Origin of the sequence: Novosphingobium endophyticum (assembly GCF_014640675.1) — a bacterium.
GTDB classification, from domain to species: Bacteria; Pseudomonadota; Alphaproteobacteria; order Sphingomonadales; family Sphingomonadaceae; genus Novosphingobium; species Novosphingobium endophyticum.
In genome coordinates this window covers 66,182-91,596 of the sequence record NZ_BMHK01000013.1, presented here as the reverse complement: position 1 = coordinate 91,596, position 25,415 = coordinate 66,182, and the positions used below count along the sequence as shown (strand labels likewise).

20 protein-coding genes are annotated in these 25,415 nt (G+C 63.6%); 12 read left to right on the top strand and 8 right to left on the bottom strand.

Features of this window, described 5'->3' with window-relative positions; translation table 11 throughout:
• Positions 1–153 precede the first annotated feature (153 nt).
• Positions 154–1,008, top strand: coding sequence for a metal-dependent hydrolase (locus IEX32_RS11240; protein WP_229736325.1), 855 nt, complete (start codon positions 154–156; stop codon positions 1,006–1,008).
• A gap of 20 nt (positions 1,009–1,028) precedes the next feature.
• Here the strand turns inward: IEX32_RS11240 and IEX32_RS11235 are convergent, their stop codons facing one another.
• The 4 genes from IEX32_RS11235 to IEX32_RS11220 form a co-directional block, all read right to left on the bottom strand.
• Positions 1,029–2,603 (bottom strand): AMP-binding protein, encoded by a 1,575-nt coding sequence (locus IEX32_RS11235; protein ID WP_188771529.1) that lies wholly within the window; start codon positions 2,601–2,603, stop codon positions 1,029–1,031.
• Positions 2,604–2,718: 115 nt separating this feature from the next.
• Positions 2,719–4,047 (bottom strand): MFS transporter, encoded by a 1,329-nt coding sequence (locus tag IEX32_RS11230; protein WP_188771527.1) that lies wholly within the window; start codon positions 4,045–4,047, stop codon positions 2,719–2,721.
• Entirely contained in the window at positions 4,047–5,519 is a 1,473-nt protein-coding gene (locus IEX32_RS11225) for an aldehyde dehydrogenase (RefSeq protein WP_188771525.1), read from the bottom strand. The genes IEX32_RS11230 and IEX32_RS11225 overlap by 1 nt, the downstream gene beginning before the upstream one ends.
• Positions 5,520–5,565: 46 nt before the next feature.
• Entirely contained in the window at positions 5,566–6,354 is a 789-nt protein-coding gene (locus tag IEX32_RS11220) for an SDR family NAD(P)-dependent oxidoreductase (protein WP_188771523.1), read from the bottom strand.
• Positions 6,355–6,528: 174 nt separating this feature from the next.
• On the opposite strand from IEX32_RS11220, the gene IEX32_RS11215 reads away from it, so the two are divergent.
• Positions 6,529–8,226, top strand: coding sequence for a GMC family oxidoreductase (locus IEX32_RS11215; RefSeq protein ID WP_188771521.1), 1,698 nt, complete (start codon positions 6,529–6,531; stop codon positions 8,224–8,226).
• A gap of 30 nt (positions 8,227–8,256) precedes the next feature.
• Here IEX32_RS11215 and IEX32_RS11210 read toward each other — a convergent pair whose 3' ends face one another.
• The gene (locus IEX32_RS11210; protein WP_188771519.1) at positions 8,257–9,021 is read right to left on the bottom strand and encodes an SDR family NAD(P)-dependent oxidoreductase; all 765 of its coding nucleotides are present in this window, start codon (positions 9,019–9,021) and stop codon (positions 8,257–8,259) included.
• 141 nt (positions 9,022–9,162) lie between these two features.
• Between IEX32_RS11210 and IEX32_RS11205 the strand changes: the two genes are divergently transcribed.
• From IEX32_RS11205 to IEX32_RS11185, 5 genes are all read left to right on the top strand, one after another.
• Entirely contained in the window at positions 9,163–10,362 is a 1,200-nt protein-coding gene (locus tag IEX32_RS11205) for an acyl-CoA dehydrogenase family protein (protein ID WP_188771517.1), read from the top strand.
• 16 nt (positions 10,363–10,378) lie between these two features.
• Positions 10,379–11,506 carry an acyl-CoA dehydrogenase family protein gene (locus tag IEX32_RS11200; protein WP_188771515.1) on the top strand — a complete coding sequence of 376 codons (1,128 nt, stop codon included), beginning with the start codon at positions 10,379–10,381 and terminating at the stop codon, positions 11,504–11,506.
• 63 nt (positions 11,507–11,569) lie between these two features.
• Entirely contained in the window at positions 11,570–12,778 is a 1,209-nt protein-coding gene (locus tag IEX32_RS11195) for a sulfotransferase family protein (RefSeq protein ID WP_188771513.1), read from the top strand.
• Positions 12,779–13,158: 380 nt separating this feature from the next.
• Positions 13,159–15,414, top strand: coding sequence for a TonB-dependent receptor (locus IEX32_RS11190; RefSeq protein ID WP_229736324.1), 2,256 nt, complete (start codon positions 13,159–13,161; stop codon positions 15,412–15,414).
• Between the two features lie 84 nt (positions 15,415–15,498).
• Positions 15,499–16,596 carry a phosphotransferase family protein gene (locus tag IEX32_RS11185; protein WP_188771509.1) on the top strand — a complete coding sequence of 366 codons (1,098 nt, stop codon included), beginning with the start codon at positions 15,499–15,501 and terminating at the stop codon, positions 16,594–16,596.
• A gap of 21 nt (positions 16,597–16,617) precedes the next feature.
• On the opposite strand, the gene IEX32_RS11180 is transcribed toward IEX32_RS11185, so the two are convergent.
• Together IEX32_RS11180 and IEX32_RS11175 are read right to left on the bottom strand one after the other, a co-directional pair.
• Positions 16,618–18,234: an AMP-binding protein gene (locus tag IEX32_RS11180; protein ID WP_308421043.1), complete on the bottom strand. Its 1,617-nt coding sequence runs from the start codon at positions 18,232–18,234 to the stop codon at positions 16,618–16,620.
• Positions 18,235–18,256: 22 nt separating this feature from the next.
• Positions 18,257–18,688 carry a carboxymuconolactone decarboxylase family protein gene (locus IEX32_RS11175; protein ID WP_188771505.1) on the bottom strand — a complete coding sequence of 144 codons (432 nt, stop codon included), beginning with the start codon at positions 18,686–18,688 and terminating at the stop codon, positions 18,257–18,259.
• A 271-nt stretch (positions 18,689–18,959) separates the two neighbouring features.
• Here IEX32_RS11175 and IEX32_RS11170 point away from each other — a divergent pair, with 271 nt between their 5' ends.
• Complete coding sequence (locus tag IEX32_RS11170) at positions 18,960–20,186, top strand: amidohydrolase family protein (RefSeq protein WP_188771503.1); 1,227 nt, start codon at positions 18,960–18,962, stop codon at positions 20,184–20,186.
• Positions 20,187–20,244: 58 nt separating this feature from the next.
• Here the strand turns inward: IEX32_RS11170 and IEX32_RS11165 are convergent, their stop codons facing one another.
• Positions 20,245–20,967, bottom strand: coding sequence for an IclR family transcriptional regulator (locus tag IEX32_RS11165; RefSeq protein ID WP_229736323.1), 723 nt, complete (start codon positions 20,965–20,967; stop codon positions 20,245–20,247).
• A 198-nt stretch (positions 20,968–21,165) separates the two neighbouring features.
• Between IEX32_RS11165 and IEX32_RS11160 the strand changes: the two genes are divergently transcribed.
• The 4 genes from IEX32_RS11160 to IEX32_RS11145 all read left to right on the top strand — a co-directional run bounded on the left by IEX32_RS11160 (position 21,166) and on the right by IEX32_RS11145 (position 25,415).
• Positions 21,166–22,008: an IclR family transcriptional regulator gene (locus tag IEX32_RS11160; protein WP_188771501.1), complete on the top strand. Its 843-nt coding sequence runs from the start codon at positions 21,166–21,168 to the stop codon at positions 22,006–22,008.
• Positions 22,009–22,033: 25 nt separating this feature from the next.
• A complete protein-coding gene (locus IEX32_RS11155; protein ID WP_188771499.1) occupies positions 22,034–22,987 on the top strand; it encodes an MDR family NADPH-dependent oxidoreductase in 954 nt (317 codons plus the stop codon).
• Between the two features lie 86 nt (positions 22,988–23,073).
• Positions 23,074–24,261: an acyl-CoA dehydrogenase family protein gene (locus IEX32_RS11150; RefSeq protein WP_188771498.1), complete on the top strand. Its 1,188-nt coding sequence runs from the start codon at positions 23,074–23,076 to the stop codon at positions 24,259–24,261.
• A gap of 20 nt (positions 24,262–24,281) precedes the next feature.
• Positions 24,282–25,415: an acyl-CoA dehydrogenase family protein gene (locus IEX32_RS11145; RefSeq protein WP_188771495.1), complete on the top strand. Its 1,134-nt coding sequence runs from the start codon at positions 24,282–24,284 to the stop codon at positions 25,413–25,415.

The window sequence follows — 25,415 nt, the reverse complement described above, 5'->3', positions numbered from 1 at the left end:
TCTCGTCTTGTAATGCGCTTTGCCGGGCGGAGGAGGAACGGGACGGAGACATCACGAACATGATCGTCGGCGGCGGTGCGCCCGATCTGGTGGCGTATGGAAAAGTGGATGGTACGCTACCGCATCCCATTGAGGAGAGGACCCGTCGTGACCATGATCGTGCGTTATCCCCGGATCGATTATTCACGCATCCGCGCACATTGGGCGCCCAATATCGCCTTTGCGCAGCATCAGAATGCCACGTCGATCATTCCGGCACCGGTCGAGCCATGGCTGATCAAGGTCTTGCAGCTTGCCAAGGACAAGCTGCCCGCCACGAGGGCCGATCTTCGCGCCGACATGGCGGCCTTCATCGGGCAGGAATCGCAGCACTTTCGCCAGCATCGCTTGTTCAACAAGGTGATCGCCGCGCAAGGCTATCCCAAACTCGCCGAATTTGAAAAACGGCTGGCCGACGATCTGGAGGGCTTCCTCCGGACGCGCTCGCTCAAGTTCAACCTGGCCTATGCGGACGGATTTGAGTCGCTGGGTGCGGTGCAGGGCGGTATGTGGTTCGAACGGATGGACGATCTGGTCGCGGGTGCCGATCCCAATGCCGTGGCATTGTGGAAATGGCACATGGCCGAGGAATTCGAGCATCGCGAGGTCTGCTTCCAGATCTATCATGCGCTGTACAGTCGCGGCCTGTGGGGCAGGATCTGGAACGGCTATTTCTATCGCATTTATGGCTGCATCTACGCCATGGCGCATTTGCAGGGCTACATGGGCCGGATGTTCGCTTACATGATTGAACAGGACAGGCAGGCCATGGATGAAGCCGGGACGGCGCGGCTGGACCGCGACATCAAGGCCTTGAAGAAGTTCCAGATGCGGGTCTTTTTCCCGCAACTAATGAAGAATTTCCTGCCTTGGTATAATCCGGGCCGGAAACGCATCCCGCGCGACCTGTTCGACTATTTGCGCCGCTTCGAAAAGTCGGAGGGGAAGGCGCCAGCGGCGACGGCCTGAACGCCCGACCACCCTCCCCGTCAGACCGATTTCATCAATTCCCTGAGGGCATATTTGATGACCTTGCCGGTGGAGTTCATCGGCAGCTCATCCACGAAGGTCACGCCGCGCGGCACTTTGTAGTTGGCAAGGTTCGCCTTGCTCCAGGCGATGATTTCCTCCGCGCCGATGGTCGAACCGGCGGAGCGGACGATGAAGGCATGGCCGACCTCGCCCAGGCGCTGATCGGGAATGCCGATGATCGCGGACTGACGGATGCCGGGAAGGCCTGACATCTGCTTCTCGATCTCGGCCGGATAGACGTTGAAGCCGCCGACGATGTACATATCCTTCAGCCGATCGGTCAGCTTCAGATAGCCGTCCACGTCCAGATAGCCGACATCGCCGCTGTGCAGCCAGCCATCCGCATCCAGTGCGGCACGCGTCGCTTCCGGGTTGTCGAGATATTCGATCAGCAGCTTGTTATCGCGGATCAGGACCTCGCCCGGCGTGCCAGCTTGCAGGGATTTGCCGTCAGGTCCGGCGATGCGGATCTCCGTACCGGGGATTGCCGTTCCCACGGTGTAGGCTATCCTTTCCATCGCATCCCCCGGCCGGGTGTGGGTCGCGGAACCGCAACATTCGGTCATGCCATAGCCGGTCGAGATCTGCTGGATCGGGGTTTCCGCCTGAAGCCGCTTCATCAGTTCGATCGGCACCACCGTCGCACCCGTCGACATGAAGCGATAGCTGGACAAGTCCCAGTCGCGCCAGTTCGGGTGGTCCAGTATCTGCTGAAACACGGTGGGCGGCGCGGCCAACACCGTGATGCGGTCGTTGGCGATCATGTCGAGCACGCTCACCGGGTCATAGCTTTCCGGCCAATAGACCGTGCTGCCACTCATCAGGCCCGCGACCCAGCCGGCTTTATAGGACGCGTTGTGGGAGAAAGGACCGAACACGCAATAGCGGTCGTCTGGCGTCTGCTGCGCGATTTCGCACCATGCCCGGCCGCCTCCCAGGGAACGGCGGTGGTCGAACAGGGCGCCCTTGGGCGCGCCCGTCGTACCGGAGGTGAACATGATGTCGGCCAGCGTATCCGGCATGACGCCGGCTTCACGTTCCGCCAGTGCCGCGTCGCTGGTGCCGTCGGCCAGCGCGATGAAGTCCTCCCACCGTATCTCGCCGGGGCCGAGCTGGTCCGGCGACGCCCGCAACACGATGCGGCGGCGCAGATCCGGCAAGCTCTCGTCGCGCAGCATGGCCGGATAATAGCGGCCGAGGAACGGACCGATGACGAACAGCCGCGTGATCCCGCCGCGCCGCACGATGTCGGCGACCTCCCCGCCCTTGAGCCGGGTATTGAGCGGCACCATGACTCCGCCCGCGCGCTGTGTGCCGATGGCGGCGGCGACCCATTCCCACATATTGGGGGCCCAGACCGCCGCGCGGTCGCCGGGCATGGCGCCATCCGCTACCAGCGCTTTCGCCACCAGATCGGCCTGACGGTCCAGATCGCGGAAGCTGATCGGGCCGTCCACCTGGGAAACGAGCGCCGCACGATCTCCATGGCGCCGGGCGGCGTCGCGCATCAGGGCAGGAATCGTCGTGGTCATTACACTCTTCTCCCGGGCAGGGCGGCCGCTTCGGAACGAGTAGCCTGATGAGGGAGCATGTTCAGCAGAAGCTTGGAGCCGCGCCTGTTTCACCACATTTGTGATCGCTGGGCCATCATGCTTCCAGACGGCGGATGAAGTCCTGCCGGGCCCCTCGCGTCAGCCAGCCGCTCACCGGTCCCGCAACGAGCAGGCAGACGACAATGGCATATCGGATCATCGCCGGATCGCCGAAGACATATTCCGTAAGGAAACCAATCAGCATTGGGCCCAGCGCAAATCCGAACAGGTTGGAGCATAGCACGACCAGTGCGGCGAAGCGGCCTCGCATCTCGGGAGGAACGACCATCTGGACCGCGGCCATGGTCGGGCCGAAGCAGGCTCCCATGGTCATCATCATCAAGGTCACGGCCGCGAACAGGAGCCTGAAATCTGACAACAGAAAGGCAAGGGCGACGACAGGGGGGACGGTAAAGGCGAACAGCGCCGACAGGCGTAGCGCGATGTCGCGGGCGCCGCGCGCGAAACGGCGGTCGATGAAGAGGCCCAGGCTCAGCCCGCCGACGATGCCGCCAACGGCCACGGCCACGGACATCATTGTTCCGATTTCGGCGGCACTGACCCCCAGTGTCCGGCGCGCATAAGTCGGCGTCCATATCATGGTCCCCTGTATCGCCAGGGCCATGATCGACGAGCCGAGGACGAGGCCGAGCATGAGCCTGGCATTGTCCCCGATATAGCGAAAGAACCCGCCCCAGGTCGCGGCTTCGGCCGAAGGCGGAGGGGCGGAACGCCGGCGGGGCTCGCGGATGGAGAAGGCAAGGAGCGCGACGGCCAGGCCGGGCAGGCCCGTCACCACCAGCACTTGCCGCCAGGCGGCAAGGCCGGCGAGGGGGCCGCTCAGCGGGCTGGCGGTGAAGCGGTCGAGCAGATTGCCGCCCAGCGCGTAGGACAGCGATATTCCCAGCACTCCGGACACGGTGAAGCAGGCCATCGGCGTGGTCAGCCGATGGCGCGGAAATATGGACGACAGCAGCGACTGTCCCGCCGGCGCGATCGCTGCTTCGCCGAAGCCCACGAACAGGCGGCCGATGAACAGCTCCGCATAATTGCGCGCCAGGCCCGTGCCGGTGGCGGCCAGCGACCATAGCACCACGCCCGCGAACATGATTCTCTGGCGCGAATAGCGATCCACCATGGCCCCGATGACGAGACCCATGACGCCATAGAAGAGGGCAAAGGCAAGGCCCTGAACCAGACCGATCTGAAAATCGTTGAGCGCGAGATCGGCCCGCATTTCCGGGATCAGGACCGAAATGGTCTGACGGTCGATCATGGAAACGACCTGGAAGACGGAGAGAACCAGGACCGACCACCAGGCGTTCGACGCCCGGTAGTTGCCCGGCCAATCGTTCCGCGCGACAGGGGGTGGTGCGGCGGCCATCAACGCAGATGGGCCGGCAGTTCCTTCATGAAGATCGCCTTCACTTCCGTAAAGCCATGCAAGCCCTCGATGCCGCCCTCCCGGCCGACGCCCGATTGTTTGAAGCCGCCATAGGGGATGGTGTAGTCGATGACGCGGCCATTATGCCCGAAATTGCCGGTACGGATACGGCGGGCCACGGCGTAGGCACGCTCGACATCCTGAGTGAACACGCCGCCCGACAGGCCGTAATTGCTGTCATTGGCGATGGCGATCGCCTCTTCCTCGCTGCCATAGGGAATGATCGTGCCGACCGGGCCGAAAATCTCCTCGCGCGCGATGGTCATGCTGTTGGTCGCGTCGGTGAACAGGGTCGGCTCAACGTACCAGCCCTTGTCGAGATGCGCCGGACGGCTGCCGCCGGTCACGACCTTTGCCCCTTCCGCCTTGCCCTTTTCGATATAGCCGAACACGCGCCCATGCTGGTCGCGCGTGACGAGGGGGCCCATGTCGGTCGTTTCGGCGAAGGGATCGCCGATCCTGACATATTGCATGGCGGCGGCGAGCGCGTCGGTAACCGCACCCTTCAGCGTGTGCGGCACGAGGATGCGGCTGAAGGCCGCGCACTGCTGCCCGCACAGACCGACGAGATTGGGCATGATACCTTCGACCACCTTGGCGATGTCAGCATCGTCCAGGACGATCGCGGCCGATTTGCCGCCCAGCTCGGTGGTGATCCGTCCGCCCCGGGCGCTTACCACCGACGCGATGTGGAGACCTGCGGCGGTGGAGCCGGTAAAGCTCACCTTGTCCACCTCGGGCTTGCGGATGAGATAATCCGACACGTCGCGGTCGGCGGTGAGGACGGAGAAGACGCCATCCGGCACGCCCGCCGCAGCAATGCACTCGGCGAGGATCAGCGCCTCCAGCGGCGTTTCGGGAGAAGGCTTGGCAATGACCGTGCAGCCCGCCGCAAGCGCGGGCGCGACCTTCAGCGCCAGCGTGGCAAGCGGCGCATTCCACGGCACGACGGCGACGACGACGCCTACCGGCTCGCGCACGACGATGGCATGACCGCCCATCATCGGCGTGCGGACCTCTTCGAATCCCTTCTCGATCATGTCGGCATAATAGGTGAAATAGCCGCCCATATAGGGGGCCGTGGCAGAAGACTGGGCAAAGGGCATCCCGACCTGGAGCGACCAGGCACGGGCGAAATCATCGCTACGCTTCGCCATCTCCTCGGCTATGCGGCGCAGTACCGCCGCGCGCTCCGGCCCCGACAGCCTGGGCCAGGACCCATTGTCGAAAGCATCGCGTGCCGCCGCGACCGCGCGGTCCATGTCCGCCGTCGTCGCCTTGGCCACGCGGCCGACAGCTTCCTCGGTGGACGGCGAGATGATGTCGATGCCATCCGTGCCGGAAGAACTGGACCAGTCGCCGCCGATGAACAGCTTCTCCGGGCTGGCCAGGTTAACAAGCGTATCGGTCATGGTGCGGTTTCCTCACTCAAAGATCAAATATTCGGCCGGCGGAGGATCAGGTCTCGACAACCACGGGCAGCGACAGGATGTTGGCGACGCCGCCATCGACCGGCAGGATATGGCCGGTGATGTAGCGTGACGCCTCTGACGCCAGGAACTGGACAGGGCCGACCATCTCCGCCGGGTCGCCAAAGCGGTTGAAGGCGATGGCGTCGCGGAAGATCTTCGCGCGCTGCGGGTGGCCGACGGTCGGCGCGGCCATGTCCGTGTCGAAGAAGCCCGGCGCGATTCCGTTGCAGGTGACGCCATGGGGCGCCAGGTCGGCTGCAACCGCGCGGGTCAGGCCCTGCACCGCATGTTTGCTGGCGGTGTAGGCCGACAGGTTGGGGCGGCCGGTGAAAGCGACATAGGAGGCGAAGTTGATGATGCGCCCCCATTTGCGCTCGACCATGCCCTTCGACAGTTCCCGGCACAGCAGGTACATGGACGATACGTTGACATCGAACATGGTCTGCCACTGGTCGAGCGTGGAATCGTGCAGCGCGCCCCAACCCCCGATGGCGCCGTTGTTGACAAGAATGTCGATGGGCACGCCCTCGGCGTTGAGCTGGTCTGTGGCGGCCTGAACCGCGGCGAGGTCGGCAAGGTCGAAGGCGATGGTTCGCGCCTTGCCGCCCTTGCCGCGAATCTCCTTCGCGGTCTCTTCCAGCCTGCCAGCGTCGCGTGCGGCCAGGACCAGCGATGCGCCTGCCTCGGCTAAGCCCAGCGCGATGGCGCGGCCCAGCCCGCGCGAGGCGCCCGTGATCATCGCCGTACGTCCATCCAGCGAGAAAAGCGTCGTCATGACTGTCCTCTTCCAAACTCTGCACCCCAGACATAGCGCGGGGACCGCTGCCATTTCGATGGCTTTTCGCTAGCCATCATAAGAGTGATGTCCGCCCCATCGGTCGTACAAAGCCATTGAGATGCGGCGCGCTTGTGCATCTATGCAACGCCAGCACCAAGGAGAGGCGGATATATGGTCGATGCAGTGCAATCCGGCGCGCCGGGGGAAGCGCACCTGGAAGCGGATGCCGACTATATCGTCATCGGCGCCGGGTCCGCAGGTTGCGTGCTGGCGAACAGGCTGAGCGCGGATGGCCGCCACAAGGTCGTGGTGCTGGAGGCGGGCGGCGACGACCGGCCGACCCGACACCTCCTCAATCCCGCGCAGGCGCTCAGCACGCTCAACATTCATATTCCGGCGGGCTTCACCAAGATGCTGAAGGACCCGCGCGTCAACTGGAACTATATGACCGAACCCGATCCGGGCACGGATGGGCGGCAGCATTTCTTTCCGCGCGGCAAGGTGCTGGGCGGCTCCTCCTCGATCAACGGCCTGCTGTGGGTGCGCGGCCTGCCGGAGGATTATGACGGCTGGCGCCAGCGCGGTCTGGTCGGCTGGGGCTGGGACGACGCGGAACTCAATTTCCGGCGCATCGAGCGCCGCGCCGGCGAAAGCGCGCCGGCCGATCAGGACTGCGGGCCGCTCCATGTCAGCGATATATCCGTGCAGCATCCGATGCTGGACCTGATGGTCCGCGCGTTCGAGGAGGCTGGCGCGCCGGTAAGCGCGGATCTGAACGGAACGACGCGGGAGGGTGTGTCCCGGCTGCGGGCCACCACCCTGAAGGGCCTCCGCGTCTCCGCGGCGGTCGCTTATCTGCATCCCGCCATGGGCCGCCCCAATCTCCGCGTTGTCACCGGAGCCCATGCCTCGCGCGTGCTGTTCGAAGGCGGCAAGGCCGTCGGCGTCGAATACCATGTCGGCCATGAGCGGCGGCAGGTGCGCGCCCGGCGTGAGGTCATCCTGTCGGGCGGGACAATCAATTCTCCCCAGTTGCTCGAGCTTTCAGGCGTGGGCAACGGCGAACGGCTGCGCTCGCTGGGCATCCCCGTGATGGCGAACCGGCCGCGCGTCGGCGAGAATCTCCAGGACCATTTCGCCTGCATGGTTCGGGCGCGGCTCAAGCCCGGCACGTCCAGCATGAACGAGATGTCCCACGGCATGAGCCTCGTCGCGCAGGTGATCCGCTATGCCTTCACCCGCTCGGGTCTGCTCGCCTCGTGCGGGTCCAACCTGACGGCCTTCCTCAAATCCGACCCTGCTCTCGACCTGCCAGACCTGCAGTTCTTCGCAAGCCCGGCGACTGTGGATTTCGAGGCGCTGGCGATTAATGGTGCGATGACTATGGAACGCCAGCCGGGCATGACCATCGGCGGCTATGTCATGCGGCCGCAGTCGCGCGGCACCATCCATATCCGGTCCGCCGATTTCCGGGATGCCCCGTCGATCCGGCCCAATTTCCTATCAGCGGAGGCGGACCAGCGCGCGCAGATTTCATCGCTGCGCTGGGCGCGCAGGGTGATGGCCAGCCCGGCGCTCGCCCCTTATTTCGATCATGAGCTGACCCCCGGCGCGGCGATGCAGAGCGATGCGGAGCTGCTCGCCTTCTGCCGCGCGGCGGGATCGACCGGCTATCACCAGACCAGCACTTGCGCCATGGGTGTGGAGGAGGACGCGGTGGTGTCGGGCGCCCTCAAGGTCAACGGTGTCGAGGGGCTGCGCGTGATCGACGCCTCGGTCATGCCGAACGTCGTGTCCGGCAACACCAATGCGGCGACGATGATGATCGCCGAAAAGGGCGCCGACATGGTTCTGGCCGATGCGCGCTGACGGTTGCATGGCCCCGGCCGGGTAGCCGGCCTATGCGCTCTTCCCGGAACGGTCGACCTGGACTTGTTCGCCGAACAGCAGCAGCGATTGCGAGGGCGGCAGGGCGGCCCAGATCTGCTGTGCGGCCGTGTCGATGTCCAGCACGTCCCGGCCCTCTGCCATTTGTCGCCGCATGGCCGCGGCGACCGGATAGTCGGCGTCCAGCATGGCGGCGACATGGCGGATCAGGCCGGTGTCCACGAAGCCCGGCCGTACTGCCGTGACCCAGATGCCGGAGCGTCCGCGCGCCGCCAGTTCGCGCCGGATCACCCGGACCCACATTTCCAGCGCCGCCTTGCCTGCGCAATAGACCGACTGCCCTTCATAGGGTGAGCGGGCGGACGCGGACGACATCATCACGAGCCCAGCCTCCCCGGCATATCCGCTTTCCAGTACCGCGCGCAGGAACATCTCGCCGAGCCGCAGCGGCGCGGCGACATTGGCCAGGATGTCGCGCGCGTAATCGTCGGGAGGAACTTCGCCCGCAAAGCCTGTCAGGCCCTTGAGATGCGCATTCTGGATAAAGACGACGCGTTTTCCGGAAAAATCGCGCATCGTTTCCGCGAAATGCGCCTGCGTCCCGGCCCAACTGCCGGGATCGGCGAGATCCAGAATATGGGTGTCATAGTCGGGATGTTGCCGGCGCGAGAGATTGATCACGCGGGCATCGTCATAAGGGACATTGCGCGCCAGCCCGAGGCCGATGCCTTCCGTCGCTCCCGATATCCAGATCAGGCTTGAGGATGCGCGTTGCATGGCGTCGTGGCTATCCGGCGGGCAATGTTTGTCAAACACGCGGCCCATTCCATCGTATTAGTGATGGGTGCCGCGCCTCCGCTTGCGCGCGCTATTGGCCCGCGTCATTGCAGGGGTTCGCAAACAATTTGAGATATCGTCATGGAATTGCGCCTCGATCCTGAACTGGAGAGTTTCCGCCAGGAAATTCGCACGTTCATCAACGATGTTCTGCCGCCCGAAATAAAGGAGCGCCAGCGGACCAAGGTGCTCAACAACGCGACCGTGCCGGACCAGAACGAGTGGATGCGCATCCTCTATCGCCACGGCCGGTCGGTGCCGCACTGGCCGGTGGAGTTCGGTGGTTGCGGCTGGTCGCCGATGCAGATCTTCATCTTCAGCGAGGAACTGTACGCGGCCGACGCGCCGGAATTCGACTGGGGCGGCACCCATATGCTGGGGCCGGTGCTTTACACTTACGGGTCCGACGAATTGCAGGACCGCTTCCTGCCGATGATCCGCGAAGGCGCGACCAACTGGGCGCAGGGCTTTTCGGAGCCGGGCTCCGGTTCCGATCTTGCATCGCTGCGCACCTCCGCGGAACTGGTCGGCGACAAGTATATCGTCAACGGCCAGAAAATCTGGACCAGCGGGGCATCGCATTGCGACTGGGGCTTTTTCCTGGTGCGAACCGACAAGACGGTGAAACCGCAGCTGGGCATCTCGTTCCTTATCGTCAAGATGGATTCGCCGGGCGTCACGGTGCGGCAAATTCCCCAGATCAACGGCGATACCCATCTGTGCGAGGTGTTCCTCGACAATGTCGAAGTGCCCGCCGGGCAACTGATCGGCGAGCCGGGCATGGGATGGACCTATGCCAAGTTCCTGCTGGAGCATGAGCGCACCACGTCCAGTTTCATCTACTGGAGCAAGCGGGAGCTGGACCGCGCCAAGGAGATCGCGCGGGGTGAAAGCCGCGGAGGGCGCCGCGTCGCTGACGATCCGGCCTTCCGCGCGCGGTTCGCGCGGGCGGAGGCGGACCTGCTCGCGCTCGAATGGTCGGTGCTGCGCGTGCTCGCGCATGAGGAGACAGATACGCCGGAGGCGGCCGCCGCCTCCGTGCTGAAGATCCGGGGCTCGGAACTCCAGCAGGAGATCACCATGCTCCAGGTCGATGCGCTGGGCGAAAAGGCGCTTCGCTTCTACGAGGCGTCACCCGTGGCACCACCCCCCAGCGAGGCATGGCCCGATTATGTGCCGGGACGAACCGCAGTCGCCCTCATCGCCCGCGCCGCGACCATTTATGGCGGCACCAAGCAGGTCCAGAAGAATATCCTCGCCAAACTGGCATTCGGGCTTTGAGGGGCTGAGAAGCGCAATGGATTTCGCGAAGTCAGATATACAGACGATGCTGCTCGACAGTGCCGAGCGCCTGTTGTCGGACAGCTCCGGCGTCGAATATTGGCGCGAACAGCATCGTAGCCCCCTCGGTTTCGCCGAAGTGCGCTGGGCGCAATTCGCGGAACTGGGCTGGCTGGCCCTGCCTGTTCCCGAGGAGGCGGGCGGGCTAAGCGGCACGATCGAGGATGTCGCGCTCCTGAACATCGCGCTCGGCCAGGCCTTGGCGACGGAGCCCTATGTCAGCACCGTCGTGCTGGCGGGCCATATACTGGAGCAATCAGCGGGCGAGGCGGGAGCCATGGAAGCGCTAGGCTCGATCGCGGCGGGCACGCTCCGCATCGCGCTGGCCCACCAGGAGAATGGCGCCGATCCGCTGTCGCTCGATGGTGTCGCCATGACGGCACGGGCGAGGGGGGGCGGGTTCGTCCTCGATGGCGGAAAGATCATGGCTCTGGATGCGCCGAGCGCGAACCAGCTTATCGTCTCCGCCCGGATCGAGGGAGAGGAGGGCATCGGTCTGTTCCTCGTCCCCTCCGGCCATGACGGGGTTGCGGTCACGGCCTATCCGCTGCTCGACAGTACACGCGCCGCCGACATCGCTTTCAACGGCGTTGCACTGCCTGCCGATGCGCTGCTTGTTGGCGGCAACCACGCTCTTGCGGTGCTGCGGGAGGCGGTTGACCGCGCTTCGATCGCCTTCATGGCGCAGGCCGTCGGCGCGATGGAGGCTGCAGTCAAGATCTGCGGCAGCTATGTGCAGGAACGCAAGCAGTTCGGGGTGGTCATCGGATCGTTCCAGGCGATCCAGCACATCCTGGCGGATATGTTCGTTGCGGCGCATCAGGCGCGCTCGATGCTCTATCATGCGCTCGCCAATGCGGACCAGCCGGAGGCGCGCCGCGCCGCCGCCTTGTCCGCCGCGCGGATCGTGATCGGCGATGCAAGCCAGCTCGTCTCGCGCAATGGCATCCAGGTCCATGGCGGTTATGGCCTGACCGATGAATACGCCATCGGTCATTATTTCCGGCGGCTGATGTGCCTGGAAAAGCATTTTGGCGACCTCGCCGCGCATCTTGAGCGTTTCGGGGGGAGCGTGTTGGCCTGATCGCCGGATCGCCGCGCCGGCTGACAAGGGCGCGTGGATGCTGCCGTCTGTGGAGGGAATGTCATGCGAAGCAGATCGGGTCCGGTCGAGGCCGTCGCCGAGGAGGTAGGGCGCATCGACGCCTCGGCGCTGGTGCAAACCGCGCAGATCGTCGCGGGCAATTTCGATCCCGTCGATCCGGCTCTCGCGGGGAGGCTGAGCCGGTTCGTCGACTGGCTGAATGAACAGCCGCCGCTGCGCGCGGACCAGAAGCATGCGGCGGAGCGTCAGTTGCGCAAGATCCTGGCCACCCGCCTCCGGTTGGGCGCCGATCGCAAGCGCATAATCGGTATCGCGCAAGAAAAGATCGAGCGGCCCATTTTCGTTATCGGTTTCGCGCGGACGGGAACGACGCTGATCCATTCGCTGATGGCCGAGGATCCGAACGCCCGCGCACCGCTGTGGTGGCACACGCACGAGCCAAGCCCGCCGCCCGGCGAAGTACCGGTCATGGCCGAGCGCATCGAATATGCGGCCAGGGAGCTGGACGAGCTGATCAGGATCGCGCCCGGCCTGCTGACGCTCCATCCATATTGGGACAAGCGCGGCTATTGCCCGATCGAGTGCGAGGAGATCTTCACGCTGGATTTCCAGAACGCCTATCCGTCGCTGCTCTACAACCTTCCCGCGCTGGCGATGATCCTGGACGCGAGCAATATTGCAGACGCCTATCGGTTCCACCGTGAATTCCTGCAGCATCTTCAATGGAATCAGGAACCCCGCCACTGGGTGGTGAAAGGCATCTACCATCAGTTCGCGCTCAAGGAATTGTTCGAGGCTTATCCCGACGCCCTGTGCATCTGGCCGCACCGGGATCCGGTTGAGGTGCATCCGTCCACTCTGGCCATCACCGCGGTGCTCTATGGCGGCATCACTAACTGGCAGATGGATTTCAAGGCGCTCGGTCCCGCCTTTGTGCAGAGTATCGCCGCATCGGTGGCCGAAGCGATGGAAAGCCCGGTGGTCGACGATCCGCGGATCTTCCACGTCGATTTCCACGCGCTGACGCGCGATCCTGTCGATGTGGTCCGCCGGGCCTATGGTCATTGGGGTCTTGATTACACTCCGGAATTCGCGAGGCGGATGCAGAGCTGGCTGGCGGACCCGTCCAACGCGTCCAACCGCTATGGTCGTTACGATTATGCGATGGAGCCCTTTGGCCTGACGCGGGACATGATCGAGACAGCTTTCAAGGGCTATTCGCGGCGTTTCCGTCTCGGCGCCTTTGCCTGAGTGCATCCCAAGATAAAAATCCCGGGATTTCTTCCAATAGGCGTGATCGGCCAGCAGCGGCAGGCATCGCTTATCTGATCGCCAGTAGCCGCAGCCATCGCGTATCTGATCAAGTGTCAATGTGGCCCTGAACGCCTTGGTCGTGAAGGTAAAATACCGGTAGGTTTATGCCGGAATAGTCAGCGCACCGCTGGCTTGAAGCGTTTAATACACATAACATCAGAACGCATAACAAAGGTAAGGGGAGTACCATGACGTATCGACGTTTGCTGGCCACATCTTGCACATCCTTGCTGGTCGCATTCCCGGCCGCGGCCCAAACAACGGCGGACGATACCGCCTCGCGGGCTACAGTAGCGAACTCGGTCGCCGAAATCATCGTGACGGCCCGCCGCCGCGACGAAGTGCTTCAGGACGTGCCGATCTCCGTGTCCGCGCTCAGCGGCGACCAGCTTCAGCAGGCCGGCGTGACCGATGTCCAGGGGCTGCAATATCGGACGCCGTCACTCTCCATCACCAGCGCGCAGAGCCAGCGCAATACGGTGGCCTTCGCGATTCGCGGTCAGCGCACGCAGGAAACCCAGTTGTTCACCGATCCGCCGGTTGGCACCTATTTCGCGGAAGTCGTCCAGCCGCGCCCTTACGGCTTCGGCAATACGCTGTTCGACCTGGAATCGGTGCAGGTACTCAAGGGCGTGCAGGGCACGCTGTTCGGCCGGAACATGACCGGCGGCGCCGTTCTGGTCGAGCCGCGCCACCCTGAGATGGGCGTGTTTTCGGGTGAGATCCGGGCCCAGTACGGCAACTATGACATGCACGACATCACCGGCTCGGTGAACATCCCGGCGGGCGACATGCTCGCCTTTCGCCTGGCCGGAAAGACGCGCGAACGCGACGGTTGGGCCCACGATGTCGGTTCCGGCCTCGATCTGGACAACCAGAACTACGACGCCTTCCGCGTATCGGCGCTGTTCGAGCCTACGCCTGACATCCAGAGCCTGACCGTATTCGACTGGTTCAAGTCGAGCGAGAACGGCACTGCCTCGTTCCTGACGACCGCCGTCTTTCCGTCGCTCCTCTCGAATTACGAGACGTTGCGCTCCTTCGGCCTGATCGACACCAATATCCCGGCACAGTTTGCCGAAGCGCAGCAGCTCTTCCGCGATCGCCGCTTCACCCTGAATTCGGGATCGGGCAACGGCAGCAACCTCGACGTGTTCGGACTGCCTTTTGAGAAGATCAAGAACTGGGGCATCACCAACAAGACGACCTGGCAACTGAGCGATACGCTCACGCTGAAGAACATCTTCGGCTATCGCAAGCAGCGCCGCGACATCGTTCAGGACTATGACGGCATTCCCGCATTCCTGATCGCGCCGTACCAGTTTGCCCGGACTCGCAACATCAGCGAGGAACTGCAGCTTCAGGCCAAGGCGTTCGATAACCGCCTCGACCTGATCCTGGGCGCCTACTACTTCGAGGAAAAGGGCATCGACGGCTCGCGTGCCAATACCCTGCCAGAACTGAATATCATCGGGGCCGGCCTTAATGCCCGCACGACCGACGCGACGCTGTTCGTGACGGCCAATCCGGGACGCGGCTATTCCCGTACCGCCGCCGGCTTCATCGCCGGCACCTTTAAGGTTACCGACCAGTTGAGCTTGTCCGGCGGCCTTCGCTACAACTACGACAAGCGCAAGATCACCGTCTCGCCGTCGCGGCCCAACTTCGTGAATGCCGACGGCAGCGTCGGTCTCTGCAGTTTCGACACCGACACCGCGACCGCCGGTCTCCAGACAGTGCCGTTCGACGAATGCTTCTTCACCAACCAGAAGACGTTCAAGGAATGGACCTACGACGCGACGATCCAGTACGAGCCGAGCGACGCGGTCACGCTCTATGCTTCGTACCGCCACGGTTTTCGTGCCGGCGGATTTTCCACGCGTGCGACCAACTTCGTCACGCTGCGCCCGTTCCTTCCCGAATTCGTCGACGAATACGAAATCGGCATGAAGACGGACACGCCGCTGGGCGCCGGCCGTCTCACGACCAGCACCGCGCTGTTCCGCCAGGACGGCAGCGATGTGCAGAAGCAGCGGGCGACATTCGTGGACGGAAACGTCTTCACGGTCGTCGACAACACCGCCAAGCAGCGTAACATCGGCGGTGAGTTCGAAGCGACGTTCAATACCGACACGTTCTCGCTGACCGGCTTCTATTCGTACACCAAGGTCAAGATTCTCGAAGGCGCGGTGACTTCGACCATCGGCCTGCCTGAAATTGCGCAGCGCGGTACGCCCAGGCATCAGCTTGGCGCCACCGCCATCATATCCCCCCCGATCAGCGAGGATGTCGGGAAACTCAACGTCATTGCCAACTACACCTGGCGCAGCAAGATCTACCTCGATGACTTCGAGCTTCAGGGCAAGCAGCCGGCATATTCGCTGGTCAACCTGCGAGCCGAACTCAATAACGTCGGCGGCACGGGCGCTTCGGTCGCAGCTTTCGTGAACAATGCACTGGACGAGACATACCGCATCGGCGTGCTCGGTCTGATTGCCGAGGGGCTGGGCTTCCAGAACAGCGTCTATGGTGAGCCGCGGACTTACGGTATCGAGGTCGGATACAAGTTCTGATCAGGCCGCAGGATTGATAAAAGGGGAAGCCGGGGGTGCAGGATAGCGCCTCCGGCTTTGTCCGCCTGTGAGCCGGCGGACATGATGCCGGAGAGGAATGAGCAGTTGCCCTATGCGGACGCCCTTCCATTGCCGGTCACGACCGAGGCGATCGACGCCGACTGGCTGACGCGCGCACTGCGACAGACCCTGCCGGGTGTGACCGTAACGCATGCCGAGATCCGCGACGTGATGCTCGGCACTTCAACAAAGATCCGCGTCGGGCTGTGTGCCGAGGGCGAGGGCGCGTCGGCGATCGGCGACACCCTGATCGTCAAGGGCGGCTTTGAGGAGCACAGCCCGAAAATGGCGGCGATGTACGCCAATGAGGCGCGCTTCTACGCTGACGTACAGCGGCTGATCCCCATGCCGTCACCGCAATGCTTTTATGCCGGTTCGGACCCTGGATCGCACCAGTCGATTGTCATCATGGAGGACTTGCGCCGACCCGGCGTGGAGTTTTGCGATGCGCTGCGGCCGCAGAGCTTCGAGGCGATCGCACGCCGCATGGACACGATGGCGGCCTATCATTCTGCGACCTGGCAATCGCCGCATTTCGAGCCGGGGGGACGCTGGGCCGACATCCACAGCCGGTTCGAGCATTGGGGTCTGGAATATATGCGCCGCTACCTCGTGCCGGAGGTGTGGGCGCACTATATGGCGTCCCCGCGCGGCGCGGCCGTGTCCGTGCGCTTCCATGACGGGGAGTGGATGGAACGGGCCCTGATCGCGATCGGGAACATCCAGGCCGCCCAGCCGCGATGCCTGATCCATGGCGACACCCATCTCGGCAATCTCTACATATCGGAGGACGGCACGCCGGGATATTTCGATGCGCAAGTGGCGCGCACCGCATGGCATCACGAGGTGTCCTATCATATCGTCTGCGCCGCCGATCTGGCGGACCGGGCGAACTGGGAAAGGGAACTGCTCCGCATTTATCTGGCGGCGCTGAGGAATCATGGCGGGCCGGCGCTGGACGAAGAGGCGGCCTGGCTCGACTATCGCCGGTCGATCGCATGGGGCCTGTTCATCTTCCTGACCAATGAAGTCCGCTTCCAGACGGAATCGGTCAACACCGCTTATGCGGCGCGCTTTTCGCAAGCGGCGCTGGACCACGATCTCAGGTCATTGCTGCCCTGAGGCGAAGCGAATGCCCCCGCACTATCCGGTGCGGGCTTTCACCTGATCGCGGAGCACGAACTTCTGAACCTTGCCCAGGGGCGTGCGGGGGAATTCGCTGACCAGGAACAGCTGGCGCGGCACCTTGTAATTGGCCATCTGCTCGCGGCTCCAGTCGGTCAGCTCCGCAAGGGTCAGCGCGGCGCCCGGCTTCAGGATGACGCATGCGGCGCACACCTCTCCCATTCGCTCGTCCGGCCAGGCGAGAATGCTGACATCGGCAATGGCCGGATGCTTGCGCAGGATGTTCTCGATTTCCGCGGGATAGGCGTTGAAGCCGCCGACGATCACGACATCCTTCAGCCGGTCGAGTATGCGCAGGTTTCCATTCTCGTCGATGCAGCCGACATCGCCGCTGTGCAGCCAGCCATCGGCGTCGATGGCGGCGGCAGTTTGCTCAGGCTCCTCGAAATAGCCCTGCATGACGTTCGGGCCGCGGATCAGCAATTCGCCGCTTTCCCCCTGCGCCACCGCGTTTCCGTCCGCATCGACGATCTTGAGCTCGACGCCGGGCAGCGGACGGCCGACCGTCCGCGCGATCGTCTCGAAGCTGGCGTCGGGATAGTTCACCGTCGCGAGCGCCGTGCACTCGGTTTGCCCGAAGCTGGTCAGGAATGTATCGAAGCCAAAGACCTCGCGCCCCGCACGGATCAGGTCGACGGGCACGTTCGATGCACCGGTGTGGCCGACGCGCAGCGAGGAAAGATCGAACGTCCCGAATGCGGGATGTTCCATCAACGAGAAGAAGATCGTCGGCGGTCCCATCAGCACCGTGATCCGCTCGCGTTCGATAAGGCGCAGGACCGCCCCGGCGTCGAAGGTCGCGAGCGGATAGGTGGTGATTCCGGCGATCAGCGCCGAGACCCAGCCGGACCGGTAGCCGAAACTGTGGAAGAAGGGATTGATGATCGCCATGCGGTCGCCAGCGCGCAGGTCGTTGGACTCGTTCCAGATGGCCGGCATCCACAGCGCCTGGCCGTGATTGTGCATGGCGCCCTTGGGCTGGCCGGTCGTGCCGCTGGTGAATAATATGTCCGCGATGGCGTGCGGGGTTACGGCGGCGATGCGCGCGTCCACGCTGGCCTCCTCCGCGAGATCATGTTGGAATTCGCCAAGCCCCGCAGGGTCCAGCGGCACGATATGGCGCAGGGCCGGAAGATCGCGCACCGGTCCGTCGTCGCCAGCGCCCCCACCGGCCGCGCGCAGCAATTCCGCATAGTCGGTGCCGAGGAATCGGCCGACGGTGAACAGGATGCGCGCCCGCGTCCGGTCCAGCACGAACCGCGCCTCACCGCCCTTGAAGCGGGTGTTGATGGGCACCATGATCGCGCCGATGCTTTCGATGGCGCAGGCCGCGACGATCCATTCGGGGCTGTTGGGCGCCCATATCGCGACGCGGTCGCCATGGTCCACGCCGCGCGCGACAAGCGCACGGGCAAGCGTGCGAACCCGCTTCGCGAAATCCGCAAAGCTGATCGAACTGCCGTCCTCGCCGACAATATAGGGCCTGTCGCCGTAACGCGCCGCGACGTGCCCGATCACTTCGGGCAGCGTGTGGTCCAGTGTAATGTCCAGCCCCGAGAAATGCGGGCTCGCCATGCCGGTCATCCTGTCCTCAAGGTCAGAGAAGCCCGCGCTCTTCCGAAGTTTCAATGCCTTCGGGGGAGACACCGGCCTCCCGCATGGCTTCGATCACGGCCGTCGTGGCGGACGCGATGCAGGGAAAGCCGACATAGGGCGTCAATTGGATGAGCAGCCCTTCCAATTCGGCCACGGTGAGGCCATTGGCGATACCGATCTTCACATGATTCTTGAGTTCGAGGCTCTGACGCGTCGCGATCAACGCCGAGATGACCGCAATGCTCTTTTCCTTGCGATTGATGCCGCTCTGCTGCCAGGCGTCATGAAACGCCCAGCTGGCGGCCATGCGGGTGATATCGGATGCGAAGCCGTCCCCGGTCGCGCCGTTCCGGAACGCTGACCCGAAGGTGTCGCCCATGACGCCCGTGATGAAGGCGACGCCCGATTCCTGCTTTTCGTCCAGCTTCGCCATATCATTCTCCAATGCATGTGCGTGATCCCGAAGGCGTATGAGGGATGACGAGCAAGCGTCAATCGGGGAAGGCGCCCACGCGTACAACGGCGGGACTCATCGGTCATCTGATGGCACGGCCAGGGCCCATCACATAGACGATGGGGCGGGGCGCAGGGCGTGCACTCGACCCGCTTGCGCGATTATATCGCGACTTGTCAGGCACTGAAGATCGGGCGACGGGACATCCTGCCTGCGTTTCGTCTTTCGGCTTCCATGAAGGAGTATTTCGATGTCAGCGCAGGTCGACACAGCGTCCAGGCCACCGCTTTATTCCGGTCCTATGTTCGATGCAGACACCCATTTCTGGGAAACGGACGAAGCGTGGACCAAGTATCTGCCGAAGGACGCGGCGGAGAAATATGGCGTTACCTTCCGCACGGGCGAGGATGGCGATTTCGCCATGTATGTCGGCCCGCGCAAGGTGGAGATCAGCGCCGACCACTTGTTCGAGGATGGCCGCGTGCCTGCTCCGGGCAAGCTCCACGAGTGGCTGCGCGCGATGAAGGAGGGCAAGGCCGAGATCGACCTGCACGTCCCCAAGACCGCCGATATGCTCGAGCCGCAGGCCCGCGTGAAGAAGCTGGATGCCTGGGACGTCCGCTCATCGATCCTGTTCCTCGGAAACATGATTACCGCGATCAGCTTCCTCGACGATCCGAAATATTCCTATCCGGTGCTGAATGCCTATAACGCGTGGATGTACGATCAGTGGAAGTACAATTATAACGACCGGATCTTCTCCTGCCCGGTCATCACGCTCGACAATGTGGAGGAAGCCTGCAAGCAATTGAAGGGCGTGATCGAGAAGGGCGCCAAGCTCATTCTGATGCCGATGGGTCCTTATAACAACAAGGCGCCCGCACACACAGATCATGATCCCTTCTGGGCGATCGCCAACGAAGCGGGCATTCGCGTGGTCTTCCATGTGTCAGAGGCCATCTACATGAAGCAGCACATGGCGCTGTGGGGCGAACCGATGCAGCAGTCCCGCATCCGCCAGTCCGCCTTTGTCTGGATGCACGGCTATTCGGAACGGCCGGTCATCGAAACGCTGTCGAGCTTCATCTTCTGGAACTTCTTCGAGCGTTTCCCGAATGTGAAGCTGCTGTCCGCCGAAAACGGGTCGGAATGGGTGCCGGCCATGCTGACCAAGATGGACAAGTGCCGGGGTATCGCCAAGAACGGCTATTGGCCCGCAGGCCAGTTGAAGGATCGGCCGAGCCGCATTTTCGCCCGCAATGTAGCGGTCGTCGCTTATCCCGAGGATGATCTCAAATCGATTGTCGACCAGGTCGGCAATGCCGACTGGGTGCTGATGGGGTCCGACTATCCCCATGCCGAGGGTGTCGAGGAACCGCGCCATTTCGCAGCCGAGGCATGTCGTGGCTTGTCCGGGGAGGATACGCGCAAGATCATGTATGAAAACGGGATGCGCTTCATGGGCCTGCCCGCCTGACCCGCGGTGAATGGTTGTTGCCTGTGGCCGACGGCGTCGGTCACGGGCGAACCACGCGCTAACCTGCCGACGCCATCTGCCCGGCATGGCGTATCGCTTGCAGAAAGCGGTCGAAATTGGCCTCCATCCTGCCGAGCGGCGCGGCCACCATCATGGCCCCAACCGTCTTTCCATCGGGACCGTGGACCGGCACCGCGATCGCGGCCGTGTCGCTCAGCATTTCGCCAAAACTGGCGCAATAGCCGAGATGCCGTATCTCATTCAGATTTTCCCGGATCTCCTCGGGACTTGTCCGCGTACTGCCGGTCAACGGCTTCAGATGCGCGCGGGCTAGATAGGCATCGGTTCGCGCCGGCGGCGCAAAGGCCAGCAGGACCCGCCCCGCTGCGCTGGCATAAAGCGGTGCACGAAGCCCTGCTTGCATGGCGTAGCGAACCGGCTGACGGCTGTTTACGGCCTCTGTGTAGAAGGCTTGCCCGATCTCCCAATCGGCAATTGCAAAGCCAACGGATTCACCGGTTTCCTTCGCCAGCGCCTTAACCTGGATCCTGATCATCTCCGGCGCGGACCAGCTGCTGACGATACGGGTGGCGAAGCGGTAGGAGGCCGAGCCCAGTCGGTATCGTCCGTCTTCCTGCGCCAGATAGTGCATGTCGCACAGGCCGCGCAGGGTATCGAGAAAGGTGCTCTTGGGGACCGACATCAGGGTGCTGAGATCGGACAGCGTCATGCCGTCCGGCTTGCCCGCCAGAAGATTCAGCACGTCGAGAACGCGGACCATCGCCTTCGGGCCTTTCGCTCGGTTTTTCGCCATTTCCTTGTCAGCCACTGCCTCTTGCCCCGACATGTTCGCCACATCGACGTCTCTAGCCGTGCGAATTTTCGAATGCAATTCGAAAAACCGTTGCAGGTTGCGTATGTGATGGTATGATCCGACTCGTGAAGCGGACATGAGCCCGCTCTAGGAAGAGGAACACCGATGGCCACCACCGCTTCCCGAACCATCAAGTCCGCGCATCGGGTGCTGGAAATCCTGGAGTATTTCGATCAGGATCGCCGCCATGCGACCGTAATGGATATGTCGCGCACCTTGAATTACCCGCAATCGAGCACGTCCGAGCTGCTGCGTTGCCTGACGCGCCTGGGCTATCTTCATTACAATCGCTTTCGGCGAACCTACAGCCCGACGGCGCGCGTCGCCCTGCTTGGCGCCTGGGTGAAACCGTCGCTGTTCCGTGGCGGGCCGCTGCTGTCGGCCATTGATGAGCTTGCACAGCTCACCAACGAAACAGTGCTGCTGTCCACCGCCTCAAACTATGTCGTGCAGCATCTGCACGTCATACACGGCAACACCGATCATTCGGTGGAGGCTCATGTGGGCGACACGCGTCCCTTGCTGCATACGCCGCAGGGCAAGTTGTTGCTGTCCAGTTACCAGACTGATCATATCCGGTCGGCCGTCCACCGACTGAACGCGGAAGAGGGTGATCAGGAGAAGCATGTGCGGGTGGCGGAGGTGCTTTCCGAACTGGCGGTACTGCGCGAACAGGGCTGGACCATCGACGAAGGACAGGACGGCGTCGGCTGCGTGGCCGTGCTCCTGCCGAGAGGTCATCATATTGACCGCCTCGTGATCAGCGTGCAGATGCCTTCGGTAATCGTCTGTGAGAGGGGCGAGGAGATACTCGAGATGCTCATGCAGCGTCGCGAGGAAATTTCCAGGCTCCATGCCGAGGAAGAAGGCAGAGATGCGGACGCGTCCAATGTTGTCCCGATGCCTGAACCCATGAAGATCCCCGACTATCGCAGGCATTTCGCCTGAATACGAGCAAGCGGCGGCAGCATTGATGTCGGACAATCTGGCGGTTCTGCCGGGGAGCGGCGGCCGAGTCCGTCTCGTGGAAATGCCCCGGCCTGCCCCGCTGTCGGATAGGGACGTACTGGTCCGGATGCTGTACGCGCCGATCAATCCTGCCGACCTGCTCGCCATTGACGGCCGATATGCGTTCGATCTGGGTTCGGCCGTGCCACTCGGCGCGGAAGGCGTGGGTCGGGTCGAGGAGGTGGGTGCGGCCGTGTCGGACTTGCGCCCGGGGGACAGGGTCTTGCCCCTGACGCGCGGCAACTGGGCCAGCTACCGCGTCCTGGACCGTGAGCAGTTGATAGCTGTGCCGGCGGGCATTCCGGACGAACAGGCGGCCATGCTGCGCATCAATCCCCCGACGGCCAGACTCCTGCTCGACAATGCAGGCGCCGGGGACGGCGCCGCCATCGTTCAGAACGCCGCGGGATCGACCGTGGCGGCATGGGTCAGGGCGCTGGCAGCGCGGCGGGCCATCCATGTCGTGGATGTGGTTCGCAATGCGGACGCGGCCCTTCCGCACGCTGTCGTCGACGGCCCCGCGCTCGCAGCCAGCGTCAGCGATGCAGCAGCCGGCCGGGCGGTGCGGGCAGCGCTGGACTGCGTGGCAGGCGAGGCAACGGGGCGGCTCGCCGAATGTGTGTCAGCAGGTGGGCGGATCGTCGTTTTCGGTCACTTGTCCGGCCAGCCCGTCGCCGTGCGTTCGCAGCTCCTGACTGGCGGCGGCCTGTCGATATCCGGCTTCAGTCTGCGTCCCGCCGAAACGGCGCTTGGCGCCGACGGGGTGAACCGCATGTTCGCCGAACTTTTCGACCTCTTCCTGGAGGCGCCGCCGTCCCTGGCGACAAGAGCGCTGATGCCCTTGCGGGAGGCGGACAGGGCGGTCGTGGCGGCTCGGGAGGGCGGCAAGGGGCGTATCCTCCTCGACCTCACCGCCTGATATCGGCCATGTGAAGCCTTCTTGCGTGCGCGTTGACTTGACCCGCCAATAACTGCTGGTGGCTGCACCGACATGGGGAAATTGCAATGAAGCTCGATTTCACGGCAGAGGAACTGGCCTTCCGCGATGAGGTGCGGGCCTTCCTCAAGGACGCTCTGCCCGGCGACCTGCGGCAGAAGATGATCGACCGCGAACATCTGGACAAGGCGGACACAGTTCGCTGGCAACGCATCCTCAATGCGCGCGGCTGGGCCGTCACCCACTGGCCGGTCCAGTATGGCGGCCAGAACTGGACCCCGGCGCAGCGCTATATCTTCCAGGAGGAGATGGCGCTGGCCCATGCCCCCGAAGGATCGCCGTTCAACGTCAACATGATCGGGCCAGTGCTGTGCAGATACGGCACGGACGCGCAGAAGGAGAATTTCCTCGCCGCGACCGCCAATATCGACATCTGGTGGTGCCAGGGCTTTTCGGAACCGGGCGCGGGATCGGACCTCGCCAGCCTCAAGACAATCGCCATTCGCGACGGAGACGATTATGTACTGAACGGCCAGAAGATCTGGACCACCCAGGCACAGCACGCCGACTGGATGTTCGGCCTGTTCCGCACGGACAACAGCGGCAGGAAGCAGCAGGGCATAACCTTCCTCTTGCTCGACATGAAGACGCCGGGAATTACCGTCCGCCCGATCGAGACTATTGATGGTGGGCACGATGCGAACGAGGTGTTCTTCGACGATGTCCGCGTGCCGGTCGGGAATGTGGTCGGCGAGGAAGGCAAGGGCTGGGATGTCGCCAAGCATCTGCTCGGCAGTGAACGCAGCGGCATCGCGCGCATCGGCCTGTCGAAGGAGCGGCTGTCGCAGCTTCGCGTGCTGGAGAGGCGACTGGCCGGCGACGGTACGCTGACGCAAGAGGAGCAACTCCGCCTCGCCTACAAGCTGGCCGAGGTGGAGGTGGAACTACGCGCGCTCGAACTGACGCAGCTGCGCGTCGTTGCGGCCGATGCGCATGGCGGCGGCGCCAATGCGGCCGCCTCCATCCTGAAGGTCAAGGGCACCGAGATGCAGCAGCGGATGACGGAGCTGGTGACGGAACTGGCGGGCCCCGCCGGTCTCGCCGTTACGGACCATGATCATCACGGCGGAGACCTCGACACGGGCTGGCTCGGCGCCGCCGCGCCTTTCTATTTCACGATGCGCAAGGTGTCGATTTTCGGCGGATCGAACGAGGTCCAGAAGAACATCATCGCCAAGACCATGCTGGGACTGTGATACGGGGATTTTGACGCGCCATGGACTTCGAACTTACCGACGAACAGAAGATGCTTCAGGAAGCCGTCACCCGTCTCGTGGCGGATACCTATGGCTTCCAGCAGCGCGAACATGCCCTGAAGACCAGCGACGGCTGGAGCCGTCAGGCCTATGCCGGATTGGCCGACATGGGACTGCTGGGCATGCCCTTTGCGGAAGAGGACGGCGGCTTCGGCGGCGGCGGTGTCGAAATGATGATTGTCATGGAGGCGCTGGGGCGGGGCCTCATGGTCGAGCCCTATTTCGCGACGGTGGTGCTGGCGGGCGGCGTGCTGCGCTATGGCGCTTCGGCGGAGCAGCGCGCCGGGATCCTGCCCGGTCTGATCGCGGGCGAGCACATACTGGCGCTGGCACATAGCGAGCGCGGGATGCCCCGCCATACGCTGGATGCACGGACGACCGCGACTCGTGACGGCGAGGGTTGGAAAATAGACGGACGCAAGATCGCGGTCATCCACGGCGCCAGCGCCGATACGCTGGTCGTCAGCGCGCAGACGGGGGAAGGGCCCGGCCTGTTCCTCGTCAATACCGCTGCCGAGGGCGTCGCGGTCGAGAAGGCGCGAGGCTATGACGGCGTGCCCGTGGCGGACATCACCTTCTCCTCGGTCGCCGTTCCGGCCGCTGCCCTGATCGGCGATGCGGGGCAGAGCGGGGCGATCCTTGCCCGCACGTTCGAGGTTGCCACGGCCGCTTTGGTGGCGGAAGCCGTAGGCGCGATGTCCGAGACCTTCGATGTGACGGTCGAATATCTCAAGACCCGCCGGCAATTCGGCGTCGCGATCGGGAGCTTTCAGGCGCTGCAGCATCGCGCAGTCGACATGCTGATGGAACTGGAGTTGTCGCGCAGCATGGCGGTACTGGCCGCCCTGTCGCTCGACATCGACGCCGATCAGCGGACGCGCAACATTTCCGCGGCCAAGGCGCAGATCGGCAAATCGGGACGCTTGATCGGGCAGGAGGCCGTGCAGATGCATGGCGCTATCGGCATCACTGCCGAGTACAAGGTCGGCCACGCCTTCAAGCGCCTGACCGCCATCGACGCGCTGCTGGGGGACCGCGACTATCACCTGGCGCGCCTGGTCGAGCTTCGCGGCGTCTATCCGGCCGCCGCCTGA

What these genes read in the sequence shown, in the direction of transcription:
- IEX32_RS11240 (WP_229736325.1), top strand. Translation starts at nt 154, where the DNA reads ATGATCGTGCGTTATCCCCGGATCGATTATTCACGCATCCGCGCACAT.
- IEX32_RS11235 (WP_188771529.1), bottom strand. Translation starts at nt 2,603, where the DNA reads ATGACCACGACGATTCCTGCCCTGATGCGCGACGCCGCCCGGCGCCAT.
- IEX32_RS11230 (WP_188771527.1), bottom strand. Translation starts at nt 4,047, where the DNA reads ATGGCCGCCGCACCACCCCCTGTCGCGCGGAACGATTGGCCGGGCAAC.
- IEX32_RS11225 (WP_188771525.1), bottom strand. Translation starts at nt 5,519, where the DNA reads ATGACCGATACGCTTGTTAACCTGGCCAGCCCGGAGAAGCTGTTCATC.
- IEX32_RS11220 (WP_188771523.1), bottom strand. Translation starts at nt 6,354, where the DNA reads ATGACGACGCTTTTCTCGCTGGATGGACGTACGGCGATGATCACGGGC.
- IEX32_RS11215 (WP_188771521.1), top strand. Translation starts at nt 6,529, where the DNA reads ATGGTCGATGCAGTGCAATCCGGCGCGCCGGGGGAAGCGCACCTGGAA.
- IEX32_RS11210 (WP_188771519.1), bottom strand. Translation starts at nt 9,021, where the DNA reads ATGCAACGCGCATCCTCAAGCCTGATCTGGATATCGGGAGCGACGGAA.
- IEX32_RS11205 (WP_188771517.1), top strand. Translation starts at nt 9,163, where the DNA reads ATGGAATTGCGCCTCGATCCTGAACTGGAGAGTTTCCGCCAGGAAATT.
- IEX32_RS11200 (WP_188771515.1), top strand. Translation starts at nt 10,379, where the DNA reads ATGGATTTCGCGAAGTCAGATATACAGACGATGCTGCTCGACAGTGCC.
- IEX32_RS11195 (WP_188771513.1), top strand. Translation starts at nt 11,570, where the DNA reads ATGCGAAGCAGATCGGGTCCGGTCGAGGCCGTCGCCGAGGAGGTAGGG.
- IEX32_RS11185 (WP_188771509.1), top strand. Translation starts at nt 15,499, where the DNA reads ATGCCGGAGAGGAATGAGCAGTTGCCCTATGCGGACGCCCTTCCATTG.
- IEX32_RS11180 (WP_308421043.1), bottom strand. Translation starts at nt 18,234, where the DNA reads ATGGCGAGCCCGCATTTCTCGGGGCTGGACATTACACTGGACCACACG.
- IEX32_RS11175 (WP_188771505.1), bottom strand. Translation starts at nt 18,688, where the DNA reads ATGGCGAAGCTGGACGAAAAGCAGGAATCGGGCGTCGCCTTCATCACG.
- IEX32_RS11170 (WP_188771503.1), top strand. Translation starts at nt 18,960, where the DNA reads ATGTCAGCGCAGGTCGACACAGCGTCCAGGCCACCGCTTTATTCCGGT.
- IEX32_RS11165 (WP_229736323.1), bottom strand. Translation starts at nt 20,967, where the DNA reads ATGGTCCGCGTTCTCGACGTGCTGAATCTTCTGGCGGGCAAGCCGGAC.
- IEX32_RS11160 (WP_188771501.1), top strand. Translation starts at nt 21,166, where the DNA reads ATGGCCACCACCGCTTCCCGAACCATCAAGTCCGCGCATCGGGTGCTG.
- IEX32_RS11155 (WP_188771499.1), top strand. Translation starts at nt 22,034, where the DNA reads ATGTCGGACAATCTGGCGGTTCTGCCGGGGAGCGGCGGCCGAGTCCGT.
- IEX32_RS11150 (WP_188771498.1), top strand. Translation starts at nt 23,074, where the DNA reads ATGAAGCTCGATTTCACGGCAGAGGAACTGGCCTTCCGCGATGAGGTG.
- IEX32_RS11145 (WP_188771495.1), top strand. Translation starts at nt 24,282, where the DNA reads ATGGACTTCGAACTTACCGACGAACAGAAGATGCTTCAGGAAGCCGTC.